Source organism: Metabacillus niabensis, assembly GCF_902829255.1.
Classification (GTDB): Bacteria; Bacillota; Bacilli; order Bacillales; family Bacillaceae; genus Metabacillus; species Metabacillus niabensis.
Genome location: NZ_CADEPK010000004.1, coordinates 1 through 23,807 on the forward strand (window position 1 = coordinate 1; position 23,807 = coordinate 23,807).

At 35.6% G+C, this 23,807-nt stretch carries 24 protein-coding genes, 1 tRNA gene, 1 rRNA gene, 1 other RNA gene and 1 other annotated feature; of the genes, 13 read left to right on the forward strand and 14 right to left on the reverse strand.

Annotated features, from left to right (window positions below):
• From HU235_RS00875 to tadA, 8 genes are all read right to left on the reverse strand, one after another.
• Positions 1–101 (reverse strand): 16S ribosomal RNA (locus HU235_RS00875); the annotation flags it as partial.
• Between the two features lie 509 nt (positions 102–610).
• The gene (locus HU235_RS00880) at positions 611–877 is read right to left on the reverse strand and encodes a pro-sigmaK processing inhibitor BofA family protein (protein WP_095303225.1); all 267 of its coding nucleotides are present in this window, start codon (positions 875–877) and stop codon (positions 611–613) included.
• A 135-nt stretch (positions 878–1,012) separates the two neighbouring features.
• Positions 1,013–1,234: a YaaL family protein gene (locus HU235_RS00885; RefSeq protein ID WP_095303223.1), complete on the reverse strand. Its 222-nt coding sequence runs from the start codon at positions 1,232–1,234 to the stop codon at positions 1,013–1,015.
• Between the two features lie 20 nt (positions 1,235–1,254).
• Positions 1,255–1,851 (reverse strand): recombination mediator RecR, encoded by a 597-nt coding sequence (gene recR / locus HU235_RS00890; protein WP_095303222.1) that lies wholly within the window; start codon positions 1,849–1,851, stop codon positions 1,255–1,257.
• A gap of 14 nt (positions 1,852–1,865) precedes the next feature.
• Positions 1,866–2,189 (reverse strand): YbaB/EbfC family nucleoid-associated protein, encoded by a 324-nt coding sequence (locus tag HU235_RS00895; protein WP_145584898.1) that lies wholly within the window; start codon positions 2,187–2,189, stop codon positions 1,866–1,868.
• Positions 2,190–2,207: 18 nt separating this feature from the next.
• The gene (gene dnaX / locus HU235_RS00900; RefSeq protein ID WP_174879110.1) at positions 2,208–3,899 is read right to left on the reverse strand and encodes a DNA polymerase III subunit gamma/tau; all 1,692 of its coding nucleotides are present in this window, start codon (positions 3,897–3,899) and stop codon (positions 2,208–2,210) included.
• 182 nt (positions 3,900–4,081) lie between these two features.
• An RNA gene (ffs, locus tag HU235_RS00905) (signal recognition particle sRNA large type) lies at positions 4,082–4,345 on the reverse strand.
• A gap of 92 nt (positions 4,346–4,437) precedes the next feature.
• Positions 4,438–4,923, reverse strand: coding sequence for a tRNA adenosine(34) deaminase TadA (tadA, locus tag HU235_RS00910; protein WP_174879111.1), 486 nt, complete (start codon positions 4,921–4,923; stop codon positions 4,438–4,440).
• 221 nt (positions 4,924–5,144) lie between these two features.
• On the opposite strand from tadA, the gene HU235_RS00915 reads away from it, so the two are divergent.
• The 4 genes from HU235_RS00915 (at position 5,145) to HU235_RS00930 (ending at position 8,598) form a co-directional block, all read left to right on the forward strand.
• Positions 5,145–5,693 carry a cysteine hydrolase family protein gene (locus tag HU235_RS00915; RefSeq protein ID WP_174879113.1) on the forward strand — a complete coding sequence of 183 codons (549 nt, stop codon included), beginning with the start codon at positions 5,145–5,147 and terminating at the stop codon, positions 5,691–5,693.
• Positions 5,694–5,843: 150 nt separating this feature from the next.
• Complete coding sequence (locus HU235_RS00920) at positions 5,844–7,133, forward strand: glycoside hydrolase family 18 protein (RefSeq protein WP_174879114.1); 1,290 nt, start codon at positions 5,844–5,846, stop codon at positions 7,131–7,133.
• 155 nt (positions 7,134–7,288) lie between these two features.
• Positions 7,289–7,912, forward strand: coding sequence for a deoxynucleoside kinase (locus tag HU235_RS00925; RefSeq protein ID WP_145584891.1), 624 nt, complete (start codon positions 7,289–7,291; stop codon positions 7,910–7,912).
• A gap of 14 nt (positions 7,913–7,926) precedes the next feature.
• A complete protein-coding gene (locus HU235_RS00930) occupies positions 7,927–8,598 on the forward strand; it encodes a deoxynucleoside kinase (RefSeq protein WP_174879116.1) in 672 nt (223 codons plus the stop codon).
• Between the two features lie 202 nt (positions 8,599–8,800).
• On the opposite strand, the gene HU235_RS00935 is transcribed toward HU235_RS00930, so the two are convergent.
• From HU235_RS00935 to guaB, 6 genes are all read right to left on the reverse strand, one after another.
• Positions 8,801–8,893 (reverse strand) — tRNA-Ser (locus HU235_RS00935).
• A gap of 168 nt (positions 8,894–9,061) precedes the next feature.
• Positions 9,062–10,345, reverse strand: a complete 1,284-nt coding sequence (gene serS / locus HU235_RS00940) for a serine--tRNA ligase (protein WP_174879117.1) — start codon at positions 10,343–10,345, stop codon at positions 9,062–9,064.
• A gap of 50 nt (positions 10,346–10,395) precedes the next feature.
• Positions 10,396–10,616, reverse strand: a binding site (T-box leader).
• A gap of 62 nt (positions 10,617–10,678) precedes the next feature.
• Positions 10,679–11,254 carry a pyridoxal 5'-phosphate synthase glutaminase subunit PdxT gene (gene pdxT / locus HU235_RS00945; RefSeq protein WP_095303214.1) on the reverse strand — a complete coding sequence of 192 codons (576 nt, stop codon included), beginning with the start codon at positions 11,252–11,254 and terminating at the stop codon, positions 10,679–10,681.
• Between the two features lie 18 nt (positions 11,255–11,272).
• Positions 11,273–12,160 (reverse strand): pyridoxal 5'-phosphate synthase lyase subunit PdxS, encoded by an 888-nt coding sequence (gene pdxS / locus HU235_RS00950; RefSeq protein WP_095303213.1) that lies wholly within the window; start codon positions 12,158–12,160, stop codon positions 11,273–11,275.
• 195 nt (positions 12,161–12,355) lie between these two features.
• Positions 12,356–13,699: a D-alanyl-D-alanine carboxypeptidase family protein gene (locus tag HU235_RS00955; RefSeq protein WP_174879119.1), complete on the reverse strand. Its 1,344-nt coding sequence runs from the start codon at positions 13,697–13,699 to the stop codon at positions 12,356–12,358.
• A gap of 244 nt (positions 13,700–13,943) precedes the next feature.
• Positions 13,944–15,407 (reverse strand): IMP dehydrogenase, encoded by a 1,464-nt coding sequence (guaB, locus tag HU235_RS00960; RefSeq protein WP_174879120.1) that lies wholly within the window; start codon positions 15,405–15,407, stop codon positions 13,944–13,946.
• 120 nt (positions 15,408–15,527) lie between these two features.
• On the opposite strand from guaB, the gene HU235_RS00965 reads away from it, so the two are divergent.
• The 9 genes from HU235_RS00965 to HU235_RS01005 all read left to right on the forward strand — a co-directional run bounded on the left by HU235_RS00965 (position 15,528) and on the right by HU235_RS01005 (position 23,770).
• Entirely contained in the window at positions 15,528–16,475 is a 948-nt protein-coding gene (locus tag HU235_RS00965; RefSeq protein WP_174879121.1) for a YaaC family protein, read from the forward strand.
• A 111-nt stretch (positions 16,476–16,586) separates the two neighbouring features.
• Complete coding sequence (locus HU235_RS00970) at positions 16,587–17,456, forward strand: mechanosensitive ion channel family protein (RefSeq protein WP_411828257.1); 870 nt, start codon at positions 16,587–16,589, stop codon at positions 17,454–17,456.
• A 3-nt stretch (positions 17,457–17,459) separates the two neighbouring features.
• Entirely contained in the window at positions 17,460–17,669 is a 210-nt protein-coding gene (locus HU235_RS00975) for a DUF951 domain-containing protein (protein WP_095302048.1), read from the forward strand.
• A gap of 20 nt (positions 17,670–17,689) precedes the next feature.
• A complete protein-coding gene (locus HU235_RS00980; RefSeq protein WP_174879123.1) occupies positions 17,690–19,696 on the forward strand; it encodes a molybdopterin-dependent oxidoreductase in 2,007 nt (668 codons plus the stop codon).
• Positions 19,697–19,996: 300 nt separating this feature from the next.
• Positions 19,997–21,097 (forward strand): redox-regulated ATPase YchF, encoded by a 1,101-nt coding sequence (gene ychF / locus HU235_RS00985; protein ID WP_095302050.1) that lies wholly within the window; start codon positions 19,997–19,999, stop codon positions 21,095–21,097.
• Positions 21,098–21,405: 308 nt separating this feature from the next.
• The gene (rpsF, locus tag HU235_RS00990) at positions 21,406–21,693 is read left to right on the forward strand and encodes a 30S ribosomal protein S6 (protein WP_095302056.1); all 288 of its coding nucleotides are present in this window, start codon (positions 21,406–21,408) and stop codon (positions 21,691–21,693) included.
• 44 nt (positions 21,694–21,737) lie between these two features.
• Positions 21,738–22,259, forward strand: coding sequence for a single-stranded DNA-binding protein (gene ssb / locus HU235_RS00995; protein ID WP_095302051.1), 522 nt, complete (start codon positions 21,738–21,740; stop codon positions 22,257–22,259).
• A 35-nt stretch (positions 22,260–22,294) separates the two neighbouring features.
• Positions 22,295–22,534, forward strand: coding sequence for a 30S ribosomal protein S18 (gene rpsR, locus HU235_RS01000; RefSeq protein ID WP_046588211.1), 240 nt, complete (start codon positions 22,295–22,297; stop codon positions 22,532–22,534).
• Positions 22,535–22,837: 303 nt separating this feature from the next.
• Positions 22,838–23,770 carry a YybS family protein gene (locus tag HU235_RS01005; protein ID WP_174879124.1) on the forward strand — a complete coding sequence of 311 codons (933 nt, stop codon included), beginning with the start codon at positions 22,838–22,840 and terminating at the stop codon, positions 23,768–23,770.
• The last annotated feature ends 37 nt before the right edge of the window (positions 23,771–23,807 follow it).

Here is a 23,807-nt window from a genome sequence, read left to right on the forward strand (position 1 = left end):
CCGCTAATCTTTGGGAGCAAGCTCCCTCAGATTCGCTCGACTTGCATGTATTAGGCACGCCGCCAGCGTTCGTCCTGAGCCAGGATCAAACTCTCCAATAAAGTGTTTGACTTGCTCATTGTGTACTTAATAGTACGATTTGTGTTAATCGAAATTAACGTTGGCACGCTTGGTTTTGTTTAGTTTTCAAAGAACTTTTTTATCGTTTCATCAAGAAGCGACTTTAATATAATAACATGTTTGAATTAACCTGTCAAACATTTTTTGTTTCATCGTTAATCATCTATTCTTAACGACAACGAATAATAATATAACACCTCCTAAAATATATGTCAACATTTTTATCGGAATTAATAAAAGAGCTTTAATTAATCTATATCGTTTCGATATAAACATAAATTTGCTTCAAACAATTTCTAGGCTTCCCTTTATGACTGATGTCAATATAGGACATTAAGAAAAGAAAAAGGATATATACTGGTAATCATTTATACTCAATGCTCTTTTTAACTACAAAACAAAGGGCCTAACCCCGCAAACACAATATATAGAAATTATTACATTCCATATATTAGTGTTTGGTAAGGAGTCAGACCCTTTTGAAACAGTCTCAACCAATTATCATCATTTTTATAATGATCAATGCAACTAATCCCGGTATACCTAATAATCCGGAAATACTTGATGTAATTAAATTTATAGGAATATGCAAGTCAAAGCTCGTACCAAATGCATTAACGAAAAATAGTAAAAGTGCTCCTATTATAACTTTAATAAAAACTTGTCCTACCCATCTTAACGGACGAACAGGTGCACCTCCAAACAAAAGCAACAGTACTATCCCGCCAAGGACAGAAAAAACAACTATAGGGTCCATCTTCATCCACTCTCTTTCAATACTCCTTTATTAAATAGTTATGAAAAGAGTGGGAAAATAGACCAAGCTATTTTTAAGTTTTATGAAGATATTTATCCTTTTAATCTAACTACCATTATAAAAAAATTAAATGTGTTAAACTTTTCCTATTTTTAAATTACGACTTTTTGCTACCTTTAATAAAAAAAAGTACTTCGCTTCAGCAACCTTTAACTCATAAAGAATATGTCCTGACGGTTCAAAACTTTTATCAACAAGCTGCTTTTGACGATTCCACTCCTTTTTCATTTCGAGCAAATCATGTAATAATTGCTGATCATATTGAGTGCGTAACCACCCTTTTCGGCGAAAAAGCATAGTAGTCCTCCTCAAGTTCTTTACAATTCTCTTCTTCCTTCCAAGGCCTTCGATAGTGTTACTTCGTCCGCATATTCCAAATCCCCGCCAACTGGTAAACCATGTGCTATTCTTGTGATTTTTATACCAGTAGGCTTTAATAGCCTTGAAATGTACATAGCAGTTGCTTCCCCTTCAATATTAGGGTTTGTTGCTAATATTACCTCTTTTATTATGTCATCATGGAGTCTTTTTAATAATTCGGGTATTTTTATATCCTCTGGCCCAATTCCATCCATTGGAGATATTGAACCGTGTAATACATGGTAAAGTCCGTTATATTCTTTCATTTTTTCCATAGCAATGACATCTTTCGGATCCTGCACAACACAAACAATACTCTTATCACGTCTGTCATCATCACAAATGTAACAAGGGTCTTGGTCAGTAATATGTCCACAAACCGAACAATAAGTTAGGTTTCTTTTTGCGTTCACTAACGCCTTGGCAAAGTCTAACACTACATCTTCTTTCATATTCAAGACAAAAAAAGCCAGTCGAACGGCCGTTTTCGGACCGATTCCTGGCAATTTCATAAAGCTATCAATTAGCTTTGATATTGGTTCAGGATAATGCATACTTCATCCTCCTACTAAAACATCCCTGGCAAATTCATTCCTTTTGTAAATTGACCCATTGTCTCATTTGTTAAGTCGTCAATCTTCTTCAACGCATCATTTGTTGCTGCTAAAACTAAATCTTGAAGCATTTCGATATCTTCAGGATCTACAACCTCTTCCTTAATAGATACTTCGACAAGCTCCTTTTGTCCATTAACAATGACAGTAACCATTCCACCGCCTGCTGTACCTTCTACCGTTTTTTCAGCAAGTTCTTCTTGAGCCTTCGCCATATCCTTTTGCATTTTTTGCATTTGCTTCATCATTTTTTGCATATTTCCCATTCCGCCACGCATCATTTTTACATTCCTCCATTATTCTTTTATTTCAACCAATTCATTACCTACTAGTTTCATCGCCTCAGCAATTAAAGGATCTTCCTCCTCATCTTGCTGAGAGTTTGTTTCATCCTGTTTCCCTTTTAGGAATTCCTTTCTTATTTTACCCCAATCCTGTTCGGGAACGCCAACCATTTCCATCGATTTTCCGGTAATTTCTCGTAAAATCATTTCTAAATTCGTTCTTACATTGTTGTTATTCTCCGCAACCATCTTACAATGAATTTCAAATTTAAATTTTAAAACAAATGCTGTTTCAGAAGCTGCAACAGGTTCACTATCATTTAGTAAAGCTGCATGGGAAACTTTATTTTGCCTTCTTAATAGCTCTAATAAATCTCCCCATTTACTTTTTATTACTTCAAGATCTTTTCTAGTTGCTACTTTTAGTATCTCTTGAATTCTTCCTTCAGGAGTCTTATAGCCGCTTTTCATCGAACGGTGTTTCGTTTCCTGTGGTGCAGTTTGATGTGATTGAGTTGTAATTCCTTCTTGCTTTAGACGATTTAATTCTGTTTGTAGACTATCAACTTTGTTAAGAAGAGCTTGAAATTCCTCACCGTGTCCCTCATTAGAAGCATGTGTTGTTTGCTGGCAAAGCTTTACTAATGCTACTTCTAAAAATATACGAGGATGGTTTGTAAATTTCATTTCTTGCTGACTCTTACTCAATATTTCTATTGTTTCATATATCTCATTTGTTGAAATTGTTTTCGATAAGCGAATAAACTGTTCATCAACATTTACTCGTTCTAATACATCCTCTAAGGTCGGAGCTGTTTGGTATAATAGCATATCCCGATAATAGAAGATAAAGTCCTCTATAAATCGTGATGGATCCTTACCCTGATACATTAATTGATCTAACGATTGAAGAGCAGAAGTTACATCCTTTTCGTGAATTGCCTCTGCAATCCCTCCAATAAATCCTTGCGATACCGATCCTGTTATAAGTAACGCTTCTTCAACTTTTACTTGTTCATCGCTATAGGAAATAGCCTGATCTAATAAACTAAGAGCATCTCGCATCCCGCCGTCTGAAGCTCTTGCAATTACGTTCAACGCTTCTTCTTGGACTTCGATTTGCTGATTAGCTACAATTTCCTTCATTCTCCCTACAATAGCTGATGAAGTAATTCGTCGAAAATCAAACCGCTGACATCTAGATATAATCGTTAACGGGATTTTATGTGGCTCAGTCGTAGCTAAAATGAAGATAACATGTTTAGGTGGTTCTTCAAGGGTTTTTAATAACGCATTAAAGGCTCCAATTGATAACATATGGACCTCATCGACGATATATACCTTATATGGAACAGAAGAAGGTGCGTATTTCACCTTATCTCGTATATCACGGATTTCATCGACACCATTATTAGAGGCTGCATCGATTTCTATAACATCAGGTATTGAACCATTGGTTATTCCTCTACAAGCATCACATTCGTTACATGGCTCTGCAATTGGAGCCTTCTCACAATTTACCGCCTTCGCAAATATTTTAGCAGCACTCGTTTTCCCCGTCCCTCTTGGTCCAGAAAATAAGTATGCATGAGAGAATTTATTATGTAATAGGGCATTTTGTAACGTTTTAGTGATATGTTCTTGTCCAACCACATCATGAAAAATTTGTGGCCTATAAACACGATATAATGCTTGGTATCCCACAAAAACGTCCCCCTTCTCATTCTTCAACTTTATTATAACAACCATCCTTTGATTTACAAAGGTTGTTTACTTAATTTTCTTACCTGATTTCTAGTACCTTTATCAATGTATTTTCCCTACAATACTTGAATAAAACAAAAACTCACCCTATATAGAGTGAGTCGTTATTTAAAAATTAACTGCCGTGCACCTTCCTTCGATTAGCAACCATAGGCGTTACTCAAGCAGTTAGCTCGACCCAGGCAACCCTGCGGCACATGGGAGCTTCCACTTAATGCTGCTTCCTTCCGGACCTGACATGGTTCATGGATTCCCATTGCGCAGGACCCAGGCGTCAACACCACTTACTTGAGGCAGCCCTACAGTACACTAACCTCCAGAAGGGATTCGGCCTCGCTAGAGCGGATTGCGAGTACAGGGCACCGCTACCTCCCCGCTTAGCACGGCAAAATTGATACCATATTTAATTACGCCAATTTAGTTTGACGCATGTACTAGTATATAACCTTATTTAACAAAATGCAATGGATTACAGATGTTAATTTTTTCTACCTTTGTTTATCGAGTTTTTTTGAGTTCGAAGTTCTTTGAAAAAGTCACTTAATAAAGAGCTACAAATGTCCTCTTCAACTCCGGTAGCTAGCTCCACTTGATGATTAAACCGTTTTTCATCTAAGAGATTCATTAATGAACCAGCACATCCTCCCTTAGGATCTTTAGCACCATATACAACCCGTTTTACCCTCGATAGAACTATTGCCCCAGCACACATTGCACAAGGCTCTAATGTCACATACAAAGTAGCATCCTCTAAACGCCATGTTCCCAATGCTTTACAAGCTTGATCAATTGCTAATATTTCAGCATGTGCAATCGAACGTTGATCCTTTTCTCGAAGATTATAAGCTGTCGAGACAATTTCTCCATTTACAACTATAACAGCACCAATAGGAACTTCTCCAATCTCTCTTGCCTTTTTTGCTGCTTCAATAGCCTTGTTCATATAAAAAACGTCATTTTCCATAGATAATCCCCTTACATCTAAAAATAGTTATATACAATCATAACTTAAAATGAACTTCAAACCTTACTGTATGAATTCTCACGATAAGTAAAAGAATAGGAAACAAAAATGAACCCGAATTGACTATTTCTGCTTTATCTTAACGATTCCATACCTTTAGACTCACACATATATAAATCAATCAGATATATTACCATTACCTTTAAATAAGGAGAATACACATGGAAATTAATCAAAAACACGCATTACTAATCATTGATATGATAAATGACTTTCAATTCAAACATGGACCAATTTTATCAAAACAGGCAGTAACTATTTCACATAATATTATGAAATTAAAGTATAAAATGAAAAGAAATGGTCATCCAATCATTTATATTAATGACCACTATTCCTTATGGCAAGCTGATTTTGTAAAAATAGCCGAAACGTGTAAAAATCCATTAAGTGAAAAAATCATTGATTTAATTTATCCGGATAAAGATGATTATTTTTTAATTAAACCGAAACACTCTGCCTTTTATGAAACAGCACTTAATACTTTGCTAAAGACATTAGATATTCGCAATTTAATTATTACTGGGATAGCCGGGAATATATGTGTGTTATTTACAGCTAATGATGCGTATATGAGGGACTATAATTTAATTATTCCAAGTGATTGCTGTGCTTCAAATAATGAAGAGGATAACAAATATGCTTTAGTCATGATGAAAAATATTTTAAAAGCACCCATTCCAAAAAGCGAAAATATAAAATTAATTTAACATGTGCCTCTTTTTCTTACATATGATGTAGTAACAAAAGAAAAGTGAAAATGACTTTAGTAGCCTTATGATAGCCAAGAAAGGCCATTTAGGCACTGAAGCTATGTTAGAAGCTTTCGATTTTCTTATTTTTTAATGAGGAGGCAGTACATGCAAATACATATTGTTACAAGAGGGCAAAGCTTAAATGGTATTGCGCAGGCGTACAATACAACCGCAGCGGAAATTATTCAGACAAATGAAATTCAAAATCCTAATCAATTGGTCGTTGGGCAAGCTATTGTCATTCCAATTAGAGGTCGCTTTTATTGGGTGCAACAAGGGGATACTTTATATTCCATCGGACAACGTTTTGGAGTTTCAGCACAGGAATTAGCTAGAATAAACCAAATCTCCTTAGAGCGCCCACTTACTATTGGACTTAGAATCTATATTCCTGAAACTGAAAAAAGAGCTGTTGAATCAAATGCATATATCGAACCAAGAGGAACGAGTGTTTCTGCTAATTTAGTGCAAGCTGCACGTGAAGCTGCTCCATACTTAACATACCTTGGTCCCTTTAGTTTTCAAATACAAAGAGATGGGTCATTAAGAGAGCCTCCACTTAACAATCTACCACAAATCGCTAGACAACATAATGTAACTTTAATGATGGCGATCACTAACCTTGAAAATGACCAATTTAGTGACGAATTAGGCAGAATCATTCTAACAAATACTGAAATTCAAAATAGATTATTAGAAAATATCGTACAAACAGCAAGGAGGTATGGATTCCGTGATATTCACTTTGATATGGAATATTTACGACCTCAAGATCGTGAAGCATATAATCGATTCTTAAGAAAAGCAAAAAACCGCTTTAATCAAGAAGGCTGGTTCCTTTCAACTGCTCTTGCACCAAAAACAAGCGCAGAACAAAAAGGCCGTTGGTATGAAGCACATGATTATCGTGCACACGGGGAGATTGTTGACTTTGTTGTTATCATGACATATGAATGGGGATATAGCGGAGGTCCGCCTATGCCTGTTTCACCTATTCCGCAAGTAAGAGAAGTTTTAGAATATGCTCGAACGGAAATGCCAAGCCGAAAAATTATGATGGGGCAAAATTTATATGGCTATGATTGGACTTTACCCTTTGTCCAAGGAGGTCAATATGCAAAAGCAGTAAGTCCTCAACAGGCGATTCAATTAGCTGCCACTCATAATGCAGTTATCCAATATGATGAAGATGCTCAAGCACCACACTTTAACTACACAGATGAAAATCAGAAAGAACATAAGGTTTGGTTCGAGGATGCAAGATCCATCCAGGCTAAATTTGATTTAATTAAAGAGCTTGATTTACGTGGAATAAGCTATTGGAAACTAGGTTTATCCTTTCCACAGAACTGGTTGCTCCTTAATGATAATTTTCAAATAGAGAAAAAATCATAGATCATTAATTTTAGAGCTGATATCTCATCAGTTCTTTTTTTACGGAAATTACTACTAATGGGAATTATCATCATTTAGCAAAACAATATAAAAATAAATGAAAGCTGTGGTAAAATGGACTTTGTCATTTTTTTACGTACTATTAAGGAGGTTCCATCATGAATACTCCCTTTATTACTATAGAGGGGCCTATAGGTGTCGGAAAAACATCTCTATCAAAGGCAATCGCAGATCATTTTCATTTTCATTTATTAAAAGAAATCGTTGAGGAAAATCCCTTTCTAGGTAAATTTTACACAAATATTGAAGAATGGAGTTTTCAAACTGAAATGTTTTTCCTCTGTAATCGTTACAAGCAACTTGAAGATATTAATAGCCACTATCTTCAAGCAAACAAAGCTGTTGTAGCTGATTACCACATTTTTAAAAATTTAATTTTTGCAAAAAGAACATTAAAAGGGACACAGTATGATAAGTACTTGAAAATATATCATATCTTAACAGAAGATATGCCAAAACCTAATCTTATTATCTATTTACATGCAAGTTTGGATACTTTACTTTCTCGTATCGCTAAAAGAGATAGGGAGTTTGAGCGGAATATGGATCCAGCCTATCTTAAGCAGTTATCAGAGGATTATGAGGTCTCCATTTCGAAGTGGCAAGAGGAAAACCCAACAATACCAGTTATTAAAATTGATGGTGATTCCTTTGATTTTGTCAAAAATAAAGCAGACCTTGCAAAAATTATAAAAATACTGGAAAAACATCTTTATTAAAGGAGTAAGCTACTATGAATTTACGAGAAAAATACAATATTCCTAGCAATTCCGTTATCACAATTGCAGGTACTGTTGGGGTCGGTAAATCAACGATGACAAACGCTCTTTCTGATGCACTCGGTTTCAAGACTTCCTTTGAAAAAGTTGATACAAACCCTTATTTAGATAAATTTTATGCTGATTTTGAACGGTGGAGCTTTCACTTACAAATCTATTTTCTAGCTGAACGATTTAAGGAGCAAAAGAGAATTTTTGAATATGGTGGGGGATTTATTCAAGATCGCTCAATTTATGAAGATACAGGGATCTTCGCTAAAATGCATTATGAGAAAGGAACAATGTCCGAAGTTGACTATGAAACATATACAAATTTGTTTGAGGCAATGGTCATGACGCCATATTTTCCACGTCCTGATTTACTCATTTTCCTTGAAGGTAGTTTAGAGGATATATTAGAAAGAATTAAGCTTCGTGGACGTCCTATGGAACAACAAACACCTGTTTCTTATTGGGAAGAAATGTATAGTCGTTATGAAAATTGGATTAACAACTTTAACACATGTCCGGTAATGAGAATTAATATAAATGATTATGACATTATGTCAGACAAGCAATCAATTGAACCAATTATCGAGAGAATAGGTTATTTTATCAATCAAGCCAACAAATACAAAAGATTATAAATAATAAAAGCTAGGGGATAGTACCTTTTCTAAAATTAGAAAATCTACTATCCCCTAGCTTTATTTTAACTTAAAATATAATTGATTCCTAAAAATAACTGGCTCAGCAAAAAACAATAAAAAAAAATCACTACAATACCGTAATGATTTTTATACAATCTACCATATTTTATGCGCTAAATATGGTTTTAATTTTAAATTATGGAGGAGGAAGGGGGATTCGAACCCCCGCGGGCTTTGACACCCCTGTCGGTTTTCAAGACCGATCCCTTCAGCCGGACTTGGGTATTCCTCCGTATCGACAAGATTTACTATAACATAACATTAAATAAGAAGTCAACAGTTATTTTAATATTTTTTATCAAAAAAGTTGAACGCTTCTTATAAAAGCTTTTCCGCATTTTTTTCGACATATACATGAAACTAGAGGAGAAATTTCTCCCCTAGTATTTCATTTTCTTCCTTAGTCCGTAACACTAATTCTCTCTTTATTTCCCATGTAAGGTCTTAATACTTTAGGAATCACCACAGATCCATCTTCCTGTTGATAATTTTCCAATATAGCTGCTACTGTTCTTCCGATCGCTAAGCCAGAGCCATTTAATGTATGAACATGTTCAACCTTTGCCTTCGGATCGCGTCTAAAGCGAATATTAGCACGTCTTGCCTGGAATGATTCGAAATTACTACATGAAGAAATTTCACGGTACGTACCATAGCTTGGAATCCATACCTCAATGTCATATTTTTTAGCTGCAGTAAAGCCTAGGTCAGCTGTACACATACTCATAACACGATAAGGAAGCTCTAATAATTGCAAGACCTTTTCAGCGTGTCCTGTTAGCTTCTCAAGCTCAGCATAAGAATCCTCTGGTTTTACAAAACGAACTAGTTCTACTTTATTGAATTGATGTTGGCGAATTAAACCTCTCGTATCTCTTCCGGCAGATCCTGCCTCTGAGCGGAAGTTTGTGCTAAACGCCACATATTTGATAGGCAACTGTTCTACTGATAGAATTTCCTCACGATGTAGATTCGTTACAGGAACCTCTGCAGTTGGTACTAAGAAATAATCTTCTCCAGCAATTTTAAAAGCATCCTCTTCAAATTTAGGTAGCTGTCCAGTTCCTGTCATACTATCACGATTGACAATGAATGGTGGGAAAATCTCTGTATATCCGTGTTCATCGACATGCAAATCAAGCATAAAATTAAACAAAGCTCTCTCTAATCTTGCACCTAAGCCTTTGTAAAAAACAAATCGACTTCCTGTAACTTTTGCAGCTCTTTCAAAATCTAGTATTTCTAATTCATCTGCAATATCCCAATGAGGTTTTGGCTCAAATGAAAACTCAGGAAGTTCCCCCCACTTTCGTACCTCCACATTATCATCCTCTGTATCACCTACTGGTACACTTTCATGTGGAATATTAGGGATAGAAAGTAATAGAACCTCTAATTCCTTCTCTACCTCACGCAGTTCTTCATCTAATCCTTTTATTTTTTCTCCTACTTCTTTCATCTCAATAATTAATTGATCAGCGTCTTTCTTTTCCCTTTTCAGCTGGGCAATTTGAGAAGAAACATCATTTCTTTTACTTTTTAATTCTTCAGTTTCAGAAATTAATTCTCTTCTTTTCTTATCTAAGTCTTCAAACTTTCCGAAGTCAGTTAAATCTTCTCCACGCTTTGATAACTTTTCTTTTACTTCCTCAAGGTTATTACGTAAATATTTAATATCTAACATACCTATTCTCCTTTAAAAATAATGATAAAAATACAAAAAACCCCCATCCCAAAAGGGACGAGAGTTACCCGCGTTGCCACCCTAGTTAAAGATACAATTGTACCTTTCACTTATTTGATAACGGCCTTTTACCGGAAATACTTACTAAAAGCTTTACTCGTTCAGTATTTCATTCAAGGATGGATTCACAAGCATCTATCACTGATTCACACCGACCATCAGCTCTCTTAAGATAGAACATCCTGCTACTAGTTCCTATCATCACGTTAACATATTTACTATCGTAATCATAACTTACTACAAGTGTGTAGCACACGCAACAATTTTATACATTTATTTGGATTCTTTCACCATATTAATAAATAATTGTGTCATACGGTGATCATCTGTTAATTCTGGATGGAAAGAACATCCTAAAAATTGCCCCTGGCGCGCCGCAACAATTCGTCCATTATGTTTCGATAGAATTTCAACATCTTCTCCTACTTCCACAATATGTGGAGCTCGAATAAATACTCCTACAAAATTCTCACCAACACCGGTTATTGTCAGCTCAGCCTCAAAACTGTCCTTTTGGCGTCCAAAGGAATTGCGTTCAACTGTTACATCAAGCAAGCCCAAATGGGATTCATTATACCCAACGAGATTTTTTGCAAGTAAAATTAAGCCTGCACATGTACCAAACATCGGCTTTCCTGCAGCTGCAAATTCTTTTAATGGGTCCATAAAATCGTATTTATCAATTAACCGACGCATTGTCGTACTCTCTCCACCGGGAATGATTAAGCCATCTACTTCTTCAAGCTGATTCACTTGTTTGATGACAATCCCTTCAGCACCACATGCTTCAATTGACTGGATATGCTCCCTAACAGCCCCTTGTAAACCTAAAACACCTATTTTTAACATGAATAAAACTCCTTTTAATTACCATCCACGCTCTTGCATTCTATGCTCTGGTAATAGGCTTGAAATTTCAATACCTTGCATAGCAGATCCAAGTCCTTTTGAAAGCTTAGCGATTAATTCATAGTCTTGGTAATGTGTAGTTGCTTCAACGATTGAACGAGCAAATTTTGCTGGGTTCTCTGATTTAAAAATACCTGAACCTACGAATACCCCATCTGCGCCTAATTGCATCATTAATGCAGCATCTGCAGGAGTTGCAACGCCACCTGCTGCAAAGTTAACAACTGGCAGTTTGCCTTCTTTTTTAATTTGAAGAAGCAATTCAAATGGTGCTCCAAGATTTTTAGCTTCAGTCATTAATTCATCTTCACTCATTGCGACTACTTTACGGATTTGTGCATTTACTTTACGCATATGACGAACAGCCTCAACAATGTTTCCTGTACCCGGCTCACCTTTTGTACGTAGCATTGAAGCACCTTCTGCGATACGACGAGTTGCTTCACCTAAATCACGGCAACCACAGACAAATGGTACAGTGAAATCACTTTTCAATAGATGAAATTCCTCATCAGCTGGAGTTAATACTTCACTTTCGTCAATATAATCTACTCCCATCGCCTCAAGAACACGCGCTTCAACAATATGCCCAATACGTGCTTTTGCCATTACTGGAATAGATACTGCATTCATTACTTCCTCAACAATTGTCGGATCAGCCATTCTAGCAACGCCACCAGCAGCTCTAATATCAGCAGGGACACGTTCTAATGCCATTACGGCTACAGCACCTGCCTCCTCTGCAATTTTCGCCTGCTCAGCGTTCACAACGTCCATAATAACGCCGCCTTTTTGCATTTCAGCCATACCACGTTTTACGCGATCAGTACCAGTTGTATTACTCATTCTGTTTGTCCCCCTTATGTAATTTCCTTTAAATAGGATTTGTAATAGAGATTTATAAAATTCATCTACGCTATATTTTATCCTAACTTTTATAAAAATCCTATCAAAATAAATAGAATTAGTAAAACAATTCAAAAATAATAGATTATTTAAAAGAAATATAGTAAAAAGGCTCCTTTCATTAGGAGCCTTCTCTTAGAACCAACCTTTTACTGTATCTGTTATTGTTCCCCATAAGCCGCTAAAAAAGCTTCCTATAGCTCTCATAGATAGAACAAACCAATTTGCTTTTTCAACCGCAACCTCTGTAACAACATCTACTTGTGGTTGTTTCCCTTCTTGAATAAAACTTAATGCCTCGCCATTCCCTGTATAACTAACAGTCATGGTTCCAACCTTTTCACCCTTTTTCAAAGGAGCAGTCAGTTCACCGTTTTTTGTTAATTTCTCTTTATTAATATTAAATTTGGCTTTATATGCCTTTTCATCACCATTTCGGATTACTAATGTTAATGGATCCTTTGTTTGAATTGATACGCTTTTTTCCTTACCTTTTACTACTGGTAAACTTGATTGCTTTTCAACTTGATATTTTGCTGGAAAGATTTCTTTTACAGCAAAATTATTAAATCCATAATTTAACATTTTTTCCATTTCTAAAAATCTCGCTGAATGTAAGTTCTCACCCTTTGCATTCATTACAACCGCTACTACACGCATTCCATTTTTTGTTGCTGTTGCCGTAAAACATGAACCAGCTTTATTAGTAGAACCTGTTTTTAATCCATCTACACCTTCATATTCATAACCTTTAATGGTTGAATCTGGTAACATCCAGTTCCAGTTCAACATTTCAGTTCCCTCTTTAAAGGTCTTTTTCGCAATACTAGCTGTTTCTATAACTTCCGGAAAATCCTGAATAAGCTTTTGTGATAATAATGCCATATCACGTGCTGATAATTTGTTTTCAGCATCTGGGCTTGTACCTTCTGGGTGCATTCCCATTAGGTCTCCATTTTCTAATCCAGTTGCATTAACAAATTCATAATTCGTTAAGCCAAGCTCTTTTGCTTTCTCATTCATAAGCTTAATGAAATTTGTTTCTGTTCCTGAAATAATTTCAGCTAATCCAATAGCTGCTCCATTTGCTGAATAGATAGCCATCGCTTCATATAATTCTTTAACAGTATATGAACCATCCTGTCTTAATGGGACATTTGAATACTCTTTGTTTTGAGAAATTTTATATACATACTCACTTGGTGTATATGTTTGCTCCCACTTAATTCGTCCCTCTTTTACAGCCTCTAATACTAAATACTCTGTCATTACCTTTGCCATACTAGCAACTGGTAATTTCTCATCAATATTTTTACCATAAAGGATTGTTCCTGTACTTTCCTCAATAATGATTGCTGAGCTAGCATTAACATCAATTGAATTTTCTGCAGCACTTGCAGTTCTAAGTGGAGAAATAGCCGTAACAATTAATGTGAACAAAAAGAGAAAAACGATAAATTTAGTACGTTTATTGTTCAATTTAGTGCCTCCTAATTTAATTTTTATTTATATATAAATATCTCATTATTTTTAATGAAATTGGGTAAACTATTCATTTTGATTCTCTTTACGTTTTAGAAACAACATGATCGATTTTAACATATATAGAGTAAAAAAAATAGACAGTGTGCAACACTCTGTCAATTGTTATAATTCTGTCATTTTTATCATATTTGCTTTTAACTAAAAAAATAAGTGAGACGAACGTCTCACTTATTTCCTTTTATAATGAATAGTTTGGAGCTTCTTTCGTAATTTGAACATCATGTGGGTGACTTTCTTTTAAGCCTGCACCAGTCATTCGGATAAACTGAGTATTTTCTCTTAATTCTTGAAGATTTTTAGTACCACAGTAGCCCATTCCTGAACGGATACCGCCAACTAATTGGTAAATCGTTTCAGATAACGGTCCTTTATATGGTGTTCTTCCTTCAATACCTTCTGGAACAAATTTCCTATTATCCTCTTGGAAATAACGATCCTTACTTCCTTTTTCCATTGCAGCGATTGAACCCATTCCACGATATACTTTAAAACGTCTACCTTGATAAATTTCTGTCTCTCCTGGGCTTTCAGAAGTACCTGCCAATAAGCTACCAAGCATAACTGCATGGCCGCCTGCTGCAAGTGCTTTAACCATATCTCCTGAGTACTTAATTCCTCCATCTGCAATGATTGCAATTCCGTGTTTTCTAGCTTCTGTAGCACAATCATAAACAGCTGTAATTTGCGGAACACCAACACCAGCTACAACCCTTGTTGTACAAATAGAACCAGGCCCTATTCCAACCTTTACAACATTGGCACCTGCTTCAATAAGTGCCTTTGTTGCTTCAGCAGTTGCAACGTTTCCTGCGATAATATTTAAATTTGGGTATTCAGTACGTATTTTTTTCACTGTCTCTAAAACGCCTTTTGAATGTCCATGTGCTGTATCAACAACGATTGCATCAACATTTTTCTCAACTAGCTTTTCTACCCGTACCATTGTGTCAGCAGTTACACCAACAGCTGCTGCAACAATAAGTCGACCATGTGCATCCTTAGCTGAATTTGGAAATTCAATGACTTTTTCAATATCTTTAATTGTAATTAATCCTTTTAAAGCACCAGTTTCATCGACAAGAGGTAATTTTTCAATTTTATGCTTTTGAAGGATACTTTCTGCATCTTTCAAAGTTGTATTTACTCCTGCTGTGACAAGATTATCCTTTGTCATCACATCACTAATTTTAATTGAAAAATCTTGAATGAATCGCATATCACGGTTAGTAATAATACCAACTAACTTCTGTTCTTCAGGGTTGTTTACAATAGGAACACCAGAAATACGATATTTCCCCATTAAATGTTCAGCGTCATAAACTTGATGTTCTGGAGTTAAGTAAAAGGGATCAGTAATTACTCCTCGTTCAGAACGTTTGACTTTATCTACCTGCTCAGCCTGTTGCTCAATGGACATATTTTTATGGATTACACCAAGACCACCTTGTCTCGCTATCGCAATAGCAAGCTCTGCTTCAGTTACAGTATCCATACCCGCACTAATAATTGGAATATTCAATTTTAAGGTAGGGGTAAGCTGTACACTTAAATCTACATCCCTAGGTAATATTTCAGATTTTGCTGGTACCAATAATACATCATCAAAAGTTAAACCTTCTTTAGAAAATTTTTGTTCCCACATAAGTAAATCCCCCTTTTTTCGGCAAAATATTATTAGTAGATTAACAACAGTAAACACGACTGTCAAGGAAGGAGAAAAGAATTTAAATATTTAGAATATTATTAAATGGAGTGTAAATTCATGACACAACAATATTGGGAACGCTTACTATCATATCAATCAACACAAACGATTCAAAAAAGGCTAGACAACATTTACCAACATTTACACATAAACAATTCAAATCAACTTTCATATGATAACTGTTACAGATTTGTTTATTTTCTTAAGCACGGTGAAAATTTCTTTATGCAGGCGAATCAATCTCCCCACGCGATACAACCTATGTTGCTATTCTATGGTTTGTCCCAATTAATTAAAGCTTGTTTATTAATACTTGACCCAGAATACCCATCAAGCTCAACCGTGCTTTCACATGGTGTTTCTAGTAGGAAACGTAAAAAGCAGCACTATTTGTTTTTAAATGATGAGGTTAAAGTTCAACGTAATGGATTATTTCCTCATATCGCTACTAAACTATATAACATCAAGCATTTAGAAATAGAAAAATACTCAATGGACTTATTATTAAGACAAATACCCGAAATGAATGAAGTATATCAATTCCATCTTGAAAAGGAGCTTTTCTTAAAAATAAACTCTTCCCAACATGAATTTGTCATAACAGAGGATATTTCAAATCACTTTCATATATCTTCTAAACGATTGGCAGAAATTTTATGTGAAAATTACGCTTTTGAGCATTTGCCAAATACCAAAGATAGTGTAGTAACAATAAATAAAAATTCCGTTTTTAAATATAACCTAAATCCATTTTTGTATTGTCTTGAGGATGACTGCTATTACCTTCCCTCAACAAAAGATGCATTTTTAAACTTACCTGAAATCCTCGTTCATTATTTATTGCTATATAATTTAAGCATGATATCCCGTTATGAAACAGAATGGTGGTATGATCTTCTTTTAACTGCACCAAATAATGATTATCCATTTATACTACGTTACATGGAAATAGCTAAAAAGAAAATTCCTTTTTATATTATAAATTTTTTAGAGGACATGCTTTAATCTTTTCCAAATTAAAGCTTCCTCTTTCAAATTATTTATTTACTTATATTTTTCAAACCATATTTCTCAACAAAAAAAGACCAGTATTTCTACTGATCCTTTCCATCTTACCTGGCAACGTCCTACTCTCACAGGGGGAGTCCCCCAACTACCATCGGCGCAGAGAGCTTAACTTCCGTGTTCGGATTTCGGCTTGCGATAAGCGGCGAATCTCTTCGGAAGCTTGTCATACGAGTAGGGAAGCTTGCAATAAATAAGGTGTTTTTATTCCGCGGGAAATCTCCAATTCGTATTTCTGAAAGAAGAGAAAATACACTTGCAAAATTATTAGAAAATATCTTAACCTATGTTATTTATTTCATTGCCATAATCATGATTTTAGAGACATTTGGATTTAATGTCGGAGCATTGCTTGCAGGTGCTGGAATCGTTGGATTAGCTGTCGGATTTGGTGCGCAAAGCCTTGTTAAGGACATTATTACTGGTTTCTTTATTATCTTTGAAGACCAGTTTTCGGTAGGTGATACGATAAGAATTGGTACCTTTGAAGGGACTGTTGAGGAAATTGGGCTACGAACAACAAAGGTTAAAACCTGGACGGGCGAGCTTCATATTATTCCAAATGGAAGTATTGTAGAGGTAACGAATTTTTCGATTCATAATAGTGTTGCAGTTGTCGATATTAATGTATCACTTGAAACAGATATTGAGGAAGCAGAGCGTGTTATTCAAGAGTTGTTAATAGAAGTAACTGATAAATATGAAAATATCGTCACACCACCAGAATTGCTAGGCATTCAAATGTTTGGGGCTTCAGAGGCTGTATTAAGAGTAACCTGTGAAACGGAGCCGATGAAACATTTTCATATTGCTAGATTGTTACGTAAGGATATAAAAATTCGCTTAGCAGAACATGGCTTTGATATACCATATCCAAGAATGGTCATGGTTAATAGAAAAGATCAAGTAAGTGGAGGGTAAACGATGCAAGAAAAGGAATTTGGGTTATATGATGTTGTTGAGATGAAAAAACAGCACCCATGTGGTACAAACCGTTGGAAAATCATCCGAATGGGAATGGATGTAAGAATTAAGTGTGAGGGGTGTCAGCATAGCGTACTAATCCCACGACGAGAGTTTGCTAGAAAAATGAAAAAAGTTTTAGTAAAGCATATTGAAACAAATGAAGAGTAAGCAAATGGGGGGCAATAGATATGAAGCAAGTATTTAAATCATCCTGCCCTTTAAACTGTTGGGATAGCTGTGGCTTTGATGTTACAGTTGAAAATCAGAAGGTCATAAAGGTAGACGGAGATAAGGAACACCCTATTACAAAGGGGAAAATCTGTGGTAGAGGAAGAATGCTAGAAACGAAAACAAACTCACCAGAGAGATTAACAGTTCCATTGAAAAAAGTGAACGGTGTCTTTCAAGAAATTTCGTGGGAACAAGCTCTAAATGAAATAGCAGAGAAAATGGATAATATTCGTAATGAATTCGGACCAACAGCGGTATTGCATAGTCATGATTATTCGAATAATGGTCTATTAAAAAACTTAGATAAACGCTTCTTTCGTCATTTTGGAGGAGTAACCCAATTAGTTGGTAGTATTTGCTGGGGTTCAGGTATTGAAGCTCAAACATGGGACTTTGGAAATTCCTACAGTCATTCACCAGAGGACATTAAAAATAGTAAGCATGTTGTCATTTGGGGAAGAAATGTAGCGAGAACAAATATGCATTTGTTTCAGGCGTTACAAGAAGTGAAGAAAAGTGGAGCGAAAATTATAGTTATTGATCCGATCTATAATGCGACAGCAAAAATAGCTCATAAGTATATTTCAATAAAGCCTGGTATGGACGGCTTATTAGCAATCGGTATTATGAAATATTTAATTAGTGAAAATATGCAAGACCTTTCCTTTATCGAAAATCATACGGTAGGCTTTGCTGATTTAATCGATTTACTTAACCAATTTTCTTTTGATGAAATCGTGACGAATACTGAAATCTCTTATGAAGACCTAAAGCAATTAGCTGAGGTCTACTATGATGGACCAACATCTACTTATATCGGCCTTGGTATGCAAAGATATGCGAATGGTGGAAATACGATTCGTCTAATTGATGCACTAGTTGCCGTGAGTGGAAATATTGGAATTCCCGGAGGTGGTGCTAACTTTGGGAATTTACAAGTAGGTCAAAAATTTGCGCATAGTGAATTAGCATCATTAGAACAAAACGCTGTTATAAGAGAGTTTACAATGATGGAACAAGGAGAAAAAATAATAAAGGCCAAAAATCCCGAAATTAAAATGATTTTTGTCACTTGCGGAAATCCACTTACTCAAGTCCCGAATACTAATAAAGTGAGACAAGCCTTTTCATCTGTAAATACTTTAGTTGTTGTTGATCATTTTTTAACAGATACAGCCAAAGTAGCAGATTATGTATTACCTACCACAACTGTCTTTGAAGAAGAGGATATTTATTATGCCTCTATGTACCATCACTATGTGAACTATGGAGCAAAATTGGTTGAACCACCAGGTGAGGCGAAATCAGATCTTTGGATTTGGACGCAGCTGGCAGAGCGCCTAGGCTTTGGGGAGGTATTTGATTATTCAATTGATGAGTTTTTAGAAATGGGATTATCGTTGTTAAAGGAGCATGGAATTACGTTAGAACGTCTGAAAAAGGAAAAAAGACTTCCACTTCCTGTCTACGATGTGCCTTGGAACTCAGGAGATTTTCTAACTCCAAGTGGTAAATTTGAATTTACATCCTCGTACGCGGAAGAAAAAGGGATGAATGGTAAGCCACAATATATTCTTCCAAAAGAATCAAAGCTTAGTAATCCTGCATTAGCAAGTAAGTACCCATATCAGCTTTTATCTATCCATCCTTTACGTTCAAATCATTCCCAGCATTATCATTTAATCGAAGGTTTACAGTCTGTAAAAATTGAACTTTCTGAGGATATTGCTAGTGAGAAGCGGATCGATGAAGGTGATGAGGTTATGATTTTCAATGATAGGGGAAAGCTCACAGGAACTGCAAAAATTATGAAAAAAGCACATCCTAAGACAATTAATGTGGATGAAGGCCAGTGGCAACAATTTGGTGGCTCAGTAAATCAACTTACCCCTGATGAAAATTCAGATAATGGTTTAGGCAGTGTTTTATATGATTGCTTAGTCAATATCGTAAAGGTAAACTAGAATGATGAGCTGCTTGTCTTTTATAGTATTTCTCTCTATAATTGTTGGAGATTAGATAGAAATCGTAAAAAAGCTTTTGCAATTATAATTCATTTATTTGTTGCAGTAGAATTAAATTGTTTTATTCCGTTAGTATAAGAATAATGATTTTTTATAGCAATTTGTGAGACATAAATCATCGGGACATCACGATTATTTATGTCCTAAAGACTTGTTGAATGTAACGGTCAATTTTAAACCCCTTCATATGTGAAGCGAGGTAAAGCCTGGTAATCGGGATAAATATAGAGGAGTGGGAATATGGCATTAACTGCAGGGATTGTAGGTCTTCCTAACGTTGGAAAATCAACATTATTTAACGCAATAACACAAGCTGGTGCAGAATCAGCAAACTATCCATTTTGTACAATTGATCCTAATGTAGGGATTGTTGAGGTACCGGATGAGAGACTTCAAAAGTTAACAGAGCTTGTTAAACCGAAAAAAACAGTACCAACTGCGTTTGAATTTACTGATATCGCTGGAATTGTAAAAGGTGCAAGCAAAGGGGAAGGTTTAGGAAACAAGTTCCTTTCACATATTCGCCAAGTAGATGCAATTTGTCATGTTGTTCGTTGCTTTGCTGATGAGAATATTACACACGTATCAGGTCAGGTTGATCCAATTTCTGATATTGAAACGATTAATCTTGAGCTTATTTTAGCTGACTTAGAGACGGTCGATAAACGAATTGATCGTGTAGCAAAATTGGCAAAGCAAAAGGATAAAACTGCAGTTTTTGAGCATGAAGTTCTTGTAAAACTTAAAGAGGCATTTGAAAACGAAAAGCCTGCACGCTCACTTGAATTTACTGAAGAACAGCTTAAATATGTTAAACAATTGCATTTATTAACGATCAAACCAATTTTATATGTTGCAAATGTAAGTGAGGAAGAAGTAGCAGATCCTTCTGGTAATGAATATGTTCAACAGGTTCGGGAATTTGCTGCTGGTGAAAATGCAGAGGTTATCGTTGTATGTGCCAAAATAGAATCGGAAATTGCTGAGCTTGAAGGAGAAGAAAAGGAGATGTTCCTAGAAGAGCTAGGAATTGAAGAATCTGGTCTTGATCAACTAATTAAAGCATCATACCATCTTCTTGGTTTAGCAACTTACTTTACAGCAGGTGAGCAAGAAGTACGCGCTTGGACATTTAAAAAAGGAATGAAAGCACCTCAATGTGCGGGAATTATTCATACCGATTTTGAAAGAGGCTTTATCCGTGCTGAAACTGTATCCTATGAGGATTTATTAGCTGCAAAGACTATGGGAGCAGCACGTGAAGCAGGAAAAGTACGCCTCGAAGGTAAGGACTATGTAGTTCAAGATGGAGATGTTATTCACTTCCGTTTTAACGTTTAAGGATGTACCAAAAAGGATTGAAGAAAAAACTCTTCAATCCTTTTTATATCTAAGCTTCTCGGGTCTAATCAAGGTGCTTGCGCTTTTCGAGATGCTAGCGCAAGCACCAAGCCCCTCGAGGTCACAAGCCACATAGGAATTGTAGATAAACAACATCTTCATTTCCTATGCGTCTTGTGCTTGTCGGGTCTAATCGAGGTGCTTGCGCTTTTCGATGTTATTTGCTATAATTCCTAATTGTGAGTAATTTATTTTAATTGCTCCTTGCCCATTTGTGGGCCGTTTAGTCCAAAAGGAGGTGTAAGATGATGAGAAAGTACGAAATTATGTACATCATCCGTCCAAATATTGAAGATGAAGCTAAGAAGGCTTTAGTTGAGCGTTTCAACAGTGTTTTATCTGATAATGGTGCGGAATTAACTGAGGTTAAAGAGTGGGGAAAACGTCGTTTAGCTTATGAAATCAATGATTTCCGCGATGGTTACTACATGTTACTTCAAGTTAACGCTGAAGCTGCTGCGGTTCAAGAATTTGATCGTTTAGCAAAAATCAGTGAAGACATTATTCGCCACATCGTTGTTAAAAAAGAAGATTAATCATAATAAATGTTATAGATGATATATAAAAAAGGATGGTTCTGATGTTGAATCGAGTTGTACTAGTCGGAAGGCTAACAAAAGATCCAGATCTGCGTTACACACCAAGTGGAGTTGCTGTTGCTACATTTACATTAGCTGTAAACCGCACGTTTACAAACCAACAAGGTGAAAGAGAAGCTGACTTCCTTAACTGTGTAATTTGGCGTAAACAAGCTGAAAATGTTGCTAACTTTCTTAAAAAGGGAAGTTTAGCAGGTGTTGATGGTCGACTACAATCACGTAGTTATGAAGACCAAACAGGAAAACGTGTATATGTAACTGAGGTTGTTGCTGAAAGTGTTCAATTCCTTGAACCAAAAAGCGCGAGCGGTGGCAACAATAATAACTTTAACAACAATAACAACAACTTTGGTGGTGGCTACCCAGGTAACTCTGGTAATCAAAACCCATTCGGTTCAGATCAAAATCAACGTAATCAAGGTGGTCGTACAAGCTTTGATGACGATCCATTCGCAAATGATGGAAAACCTATTGATATATCTGATGATGACTTACCGTTTTAATAATAAAAAATTAACGTGAAGGGAGGAAATAGACAATGGCAGGCGGACGCAAAGGTGGACGTGCAAAACGTCGTAAGGTGTGTTTCTTCACATCAAATGGTATCACTCACATCGATTACAAAGATGTTGATTTATTAAAAAAATTCGTATCTGAGCGTGGTAAAATCTTACCTCGTCGTGTAACAGGTACTAGCGCAAAATACCAACGTAAATTGACTGTAGCAATTAAACGTGCTCGTCAAATGGCTTTATTACCATACGTTTCTGGTGAATAAGATTATATAAAGGCACAGTTAAAGGAAACATCCTTTCTGTGCTTTTTTATTTAAACTACATGCTATTCTCTATTCTCCGACTACATCGCTTCAGAAAATATTCAATTCAAATCACTCCAAAGGACAGCGCATAAATGTACTTCAAGCCCATTTTCTAGAATTTTAGATTATAGCTTTGGTAAGATTATAAAGGGAGTTTTTTGGTTATAATGATTGAATTGAATCGTTATATTTGTTAATTGGAATGAAAGTATACATATTTGATCCGATCATTAATAAGATTGACAAGAAAGAGGTGATATTTTGAGAAGAGCTAATGTGATAACGGAGGGAGCTATTTTATTAGCACTTTTTTTAATCTTAATGCTCCTAGCACTATACATACCTTTTTTAGGGACCATATTACTATTTGTTCTCCCATTACCTTTTATGATGTTTACAATAAGGCATGGACTCTCGCTCTCGATCTTTATATTAATAGCAGGTAGCTTACTTTCTATCTTTTTCGGTGCCGTTACAAATATATTAATTGCCTTTATGTTTGGACTAAGCGGTTTAGTTATGGGGTTATTTTATAGAAGGAAGCAAGTGATAGGTGCTATAATTGGGGGGAGTATTGCCTATACAGTTGGCTTTATTATTGTCTATGTAGGGAGCATTTATTTGTTAGAAATAGATATAGTAAAGGATTTCTTCCAACTGTTAAAGGACTCGATGGAGCAATCAAAGGCAATGGTTTCAGAAATTAATCCAAATCTAGATGTTGAAAAGCAATTCAAGGCATTTGAAGAAGCATTGACATTAATCATCACTCTTCTTCCTAGCTGTTTTGTCATGGTAGGTATTATTTTTGCACTTATTACCCATCACATTTCGATGCCGATTTTAAAACGATTAAAATTTGAAATGCCAATTTTTTATTTTAAAGATATAAAATTTCCTACAAGTGTTATCTGGTACTTTTTATTGGTTTCTATTTTAATGATGATTCCAGGTAATCAAGAAAGCTTTTATTATACTGCAATCGTTAACTTGTATTACATTTTAATGTTTATACTGATCATTCAAGGATACTCGTTTCTATTTTACTATGCCAACAAGAAAGGGCTTTCTAAAGGAATACCAGTGATCATATTAATTGTATCGTTTCTAATACCAATATTCCTTTATCTTGTGAGGATCTTAGGTATAATTGATTTATGCTTCCCTCTCCGTGACAAAATAACGAAAAAGTGAAATGAGGATTCACCGCTTGAGAGGAGTTGATGAGAAC

Coding starts and splice junctions, on each gene's coding strand:
- HU235_RS00880 (WP_095303225.1), bottom strand. CDS start 877: ATGGACCCTATAGTTGTTTTTTCTGTCCTTGGCGGGATAGTACTGTTG.
- HU235_RS00885 (WP_095303223.1), bottom strand. CDS start 1,234: ATGCTTTTTCGCCGAAAAGGGTGGTTACGCACTCAATATGATCAGCAA.
- recR (WP_095303222.1), bottom strand. CDS start 1,851: ATGCATTATCCTGAACCAATATCAAAGCTAATTGATAGCTTTATGAAA.
- HU235_RS00895 (WP_145584898.1), bottom strand. CDS start 2,189: ATGCGTGGCGGAATGGGAAATATGCAAAAAATGATGAAGCAAATGCAA.
- tadA (WP_174879111.1), bottom strand. CDS start 4,923: ATGGAAAATGACGTTTTTTATATGAACAAGGCTATTGAAGCAGCAAAA.
- HU235_RS00915 (WP_174879113.1), top strand. CDS start 5,145: ATGGAAATTAATCAAAAACACGCATTACTAATCATTGATATGATAAAT.
- HU235_RS00920 (WP_174879114.1), top strand. CDS start 5,844: ATGCAAATACATATTGTTACAAGAGGGCAAAGCTTAAATGGTATTGCG.
- HU235_RS00930 (WP_174879116.1), top strand. CDS start 7,927: ATGAATTTACGAGAAAAATACAATATTCCTAGCAATTCCGTTATCACA.
- serS (WP_174879117.1), bottom strand. CDS start 10,345: ATGTTAGATATTAAATATTTACGTAATAACCTTGAGGAAGTAAAAGAA.
- pdxT (WP_095303214.1), bottom strand. CDS start 11,254: ATGTTAAAAATAGGTGTTTTAGGTTTACAAGGGGCTGTTAGGGAGCAT.
- pdxS (WP_095303213.1), bottom strand. CDS start 12,160: ATGAGTAATACAACTGGTACTGATCGCGTAAAACGTGGTATGGCTGAA.
- guaB (WP_174879120.1), bottom strand. CDS start 15,407: ATGTGGGAACAAAAATTTTCTAAAGAAGGTTTAACTTTTGATGATGTA.
- HU235_RS00965 (WP_174879121.1), top strand. CDS start 15,528: ATGACACAACAATATTGGGAACGCTTACTATCATATCAATCAACACAA.
- HU235_RS00975 (WP_095302048.1), top strand. CDS start 17,460: ATGCAAGAAAAGGAATTTGGGTTATATGATGTTGTTGAGATGAAAAAA.
- HU235_RS00980 (WP_174879123.1), top strand. CDS start 17,690: ATGAAGCAAGTATTTAAATCATCCTGCCCTTTAAACTGTTGGGATAGC.
- ychF (WP_095302050.1), top strand. CDS start 19,997: ATGGCATTAACTGCAGGGATTGTAGGTCTTCCTAACGTTGGAAAATCA.
- rpsF (WP_095302056.1), top strand. CDS start 21,406: ATGAGAAAGTACGAAATTATGTACATCATCCGTCCAAATATTGAAGAT.
- ssb (WP_095302051.1), top strand. CDS start 21,738: ATGTTGAATCGAGTTGTACTAGTCGGAAGGCTAACAAAAGATCCAGAT.
- rpsR (WP_046588211.1), top strand. CDS start 22,295: ATGGCAGGCGGACGCAAAGGTGGACGTGCAAAACGTCGTAAGGTGTGT.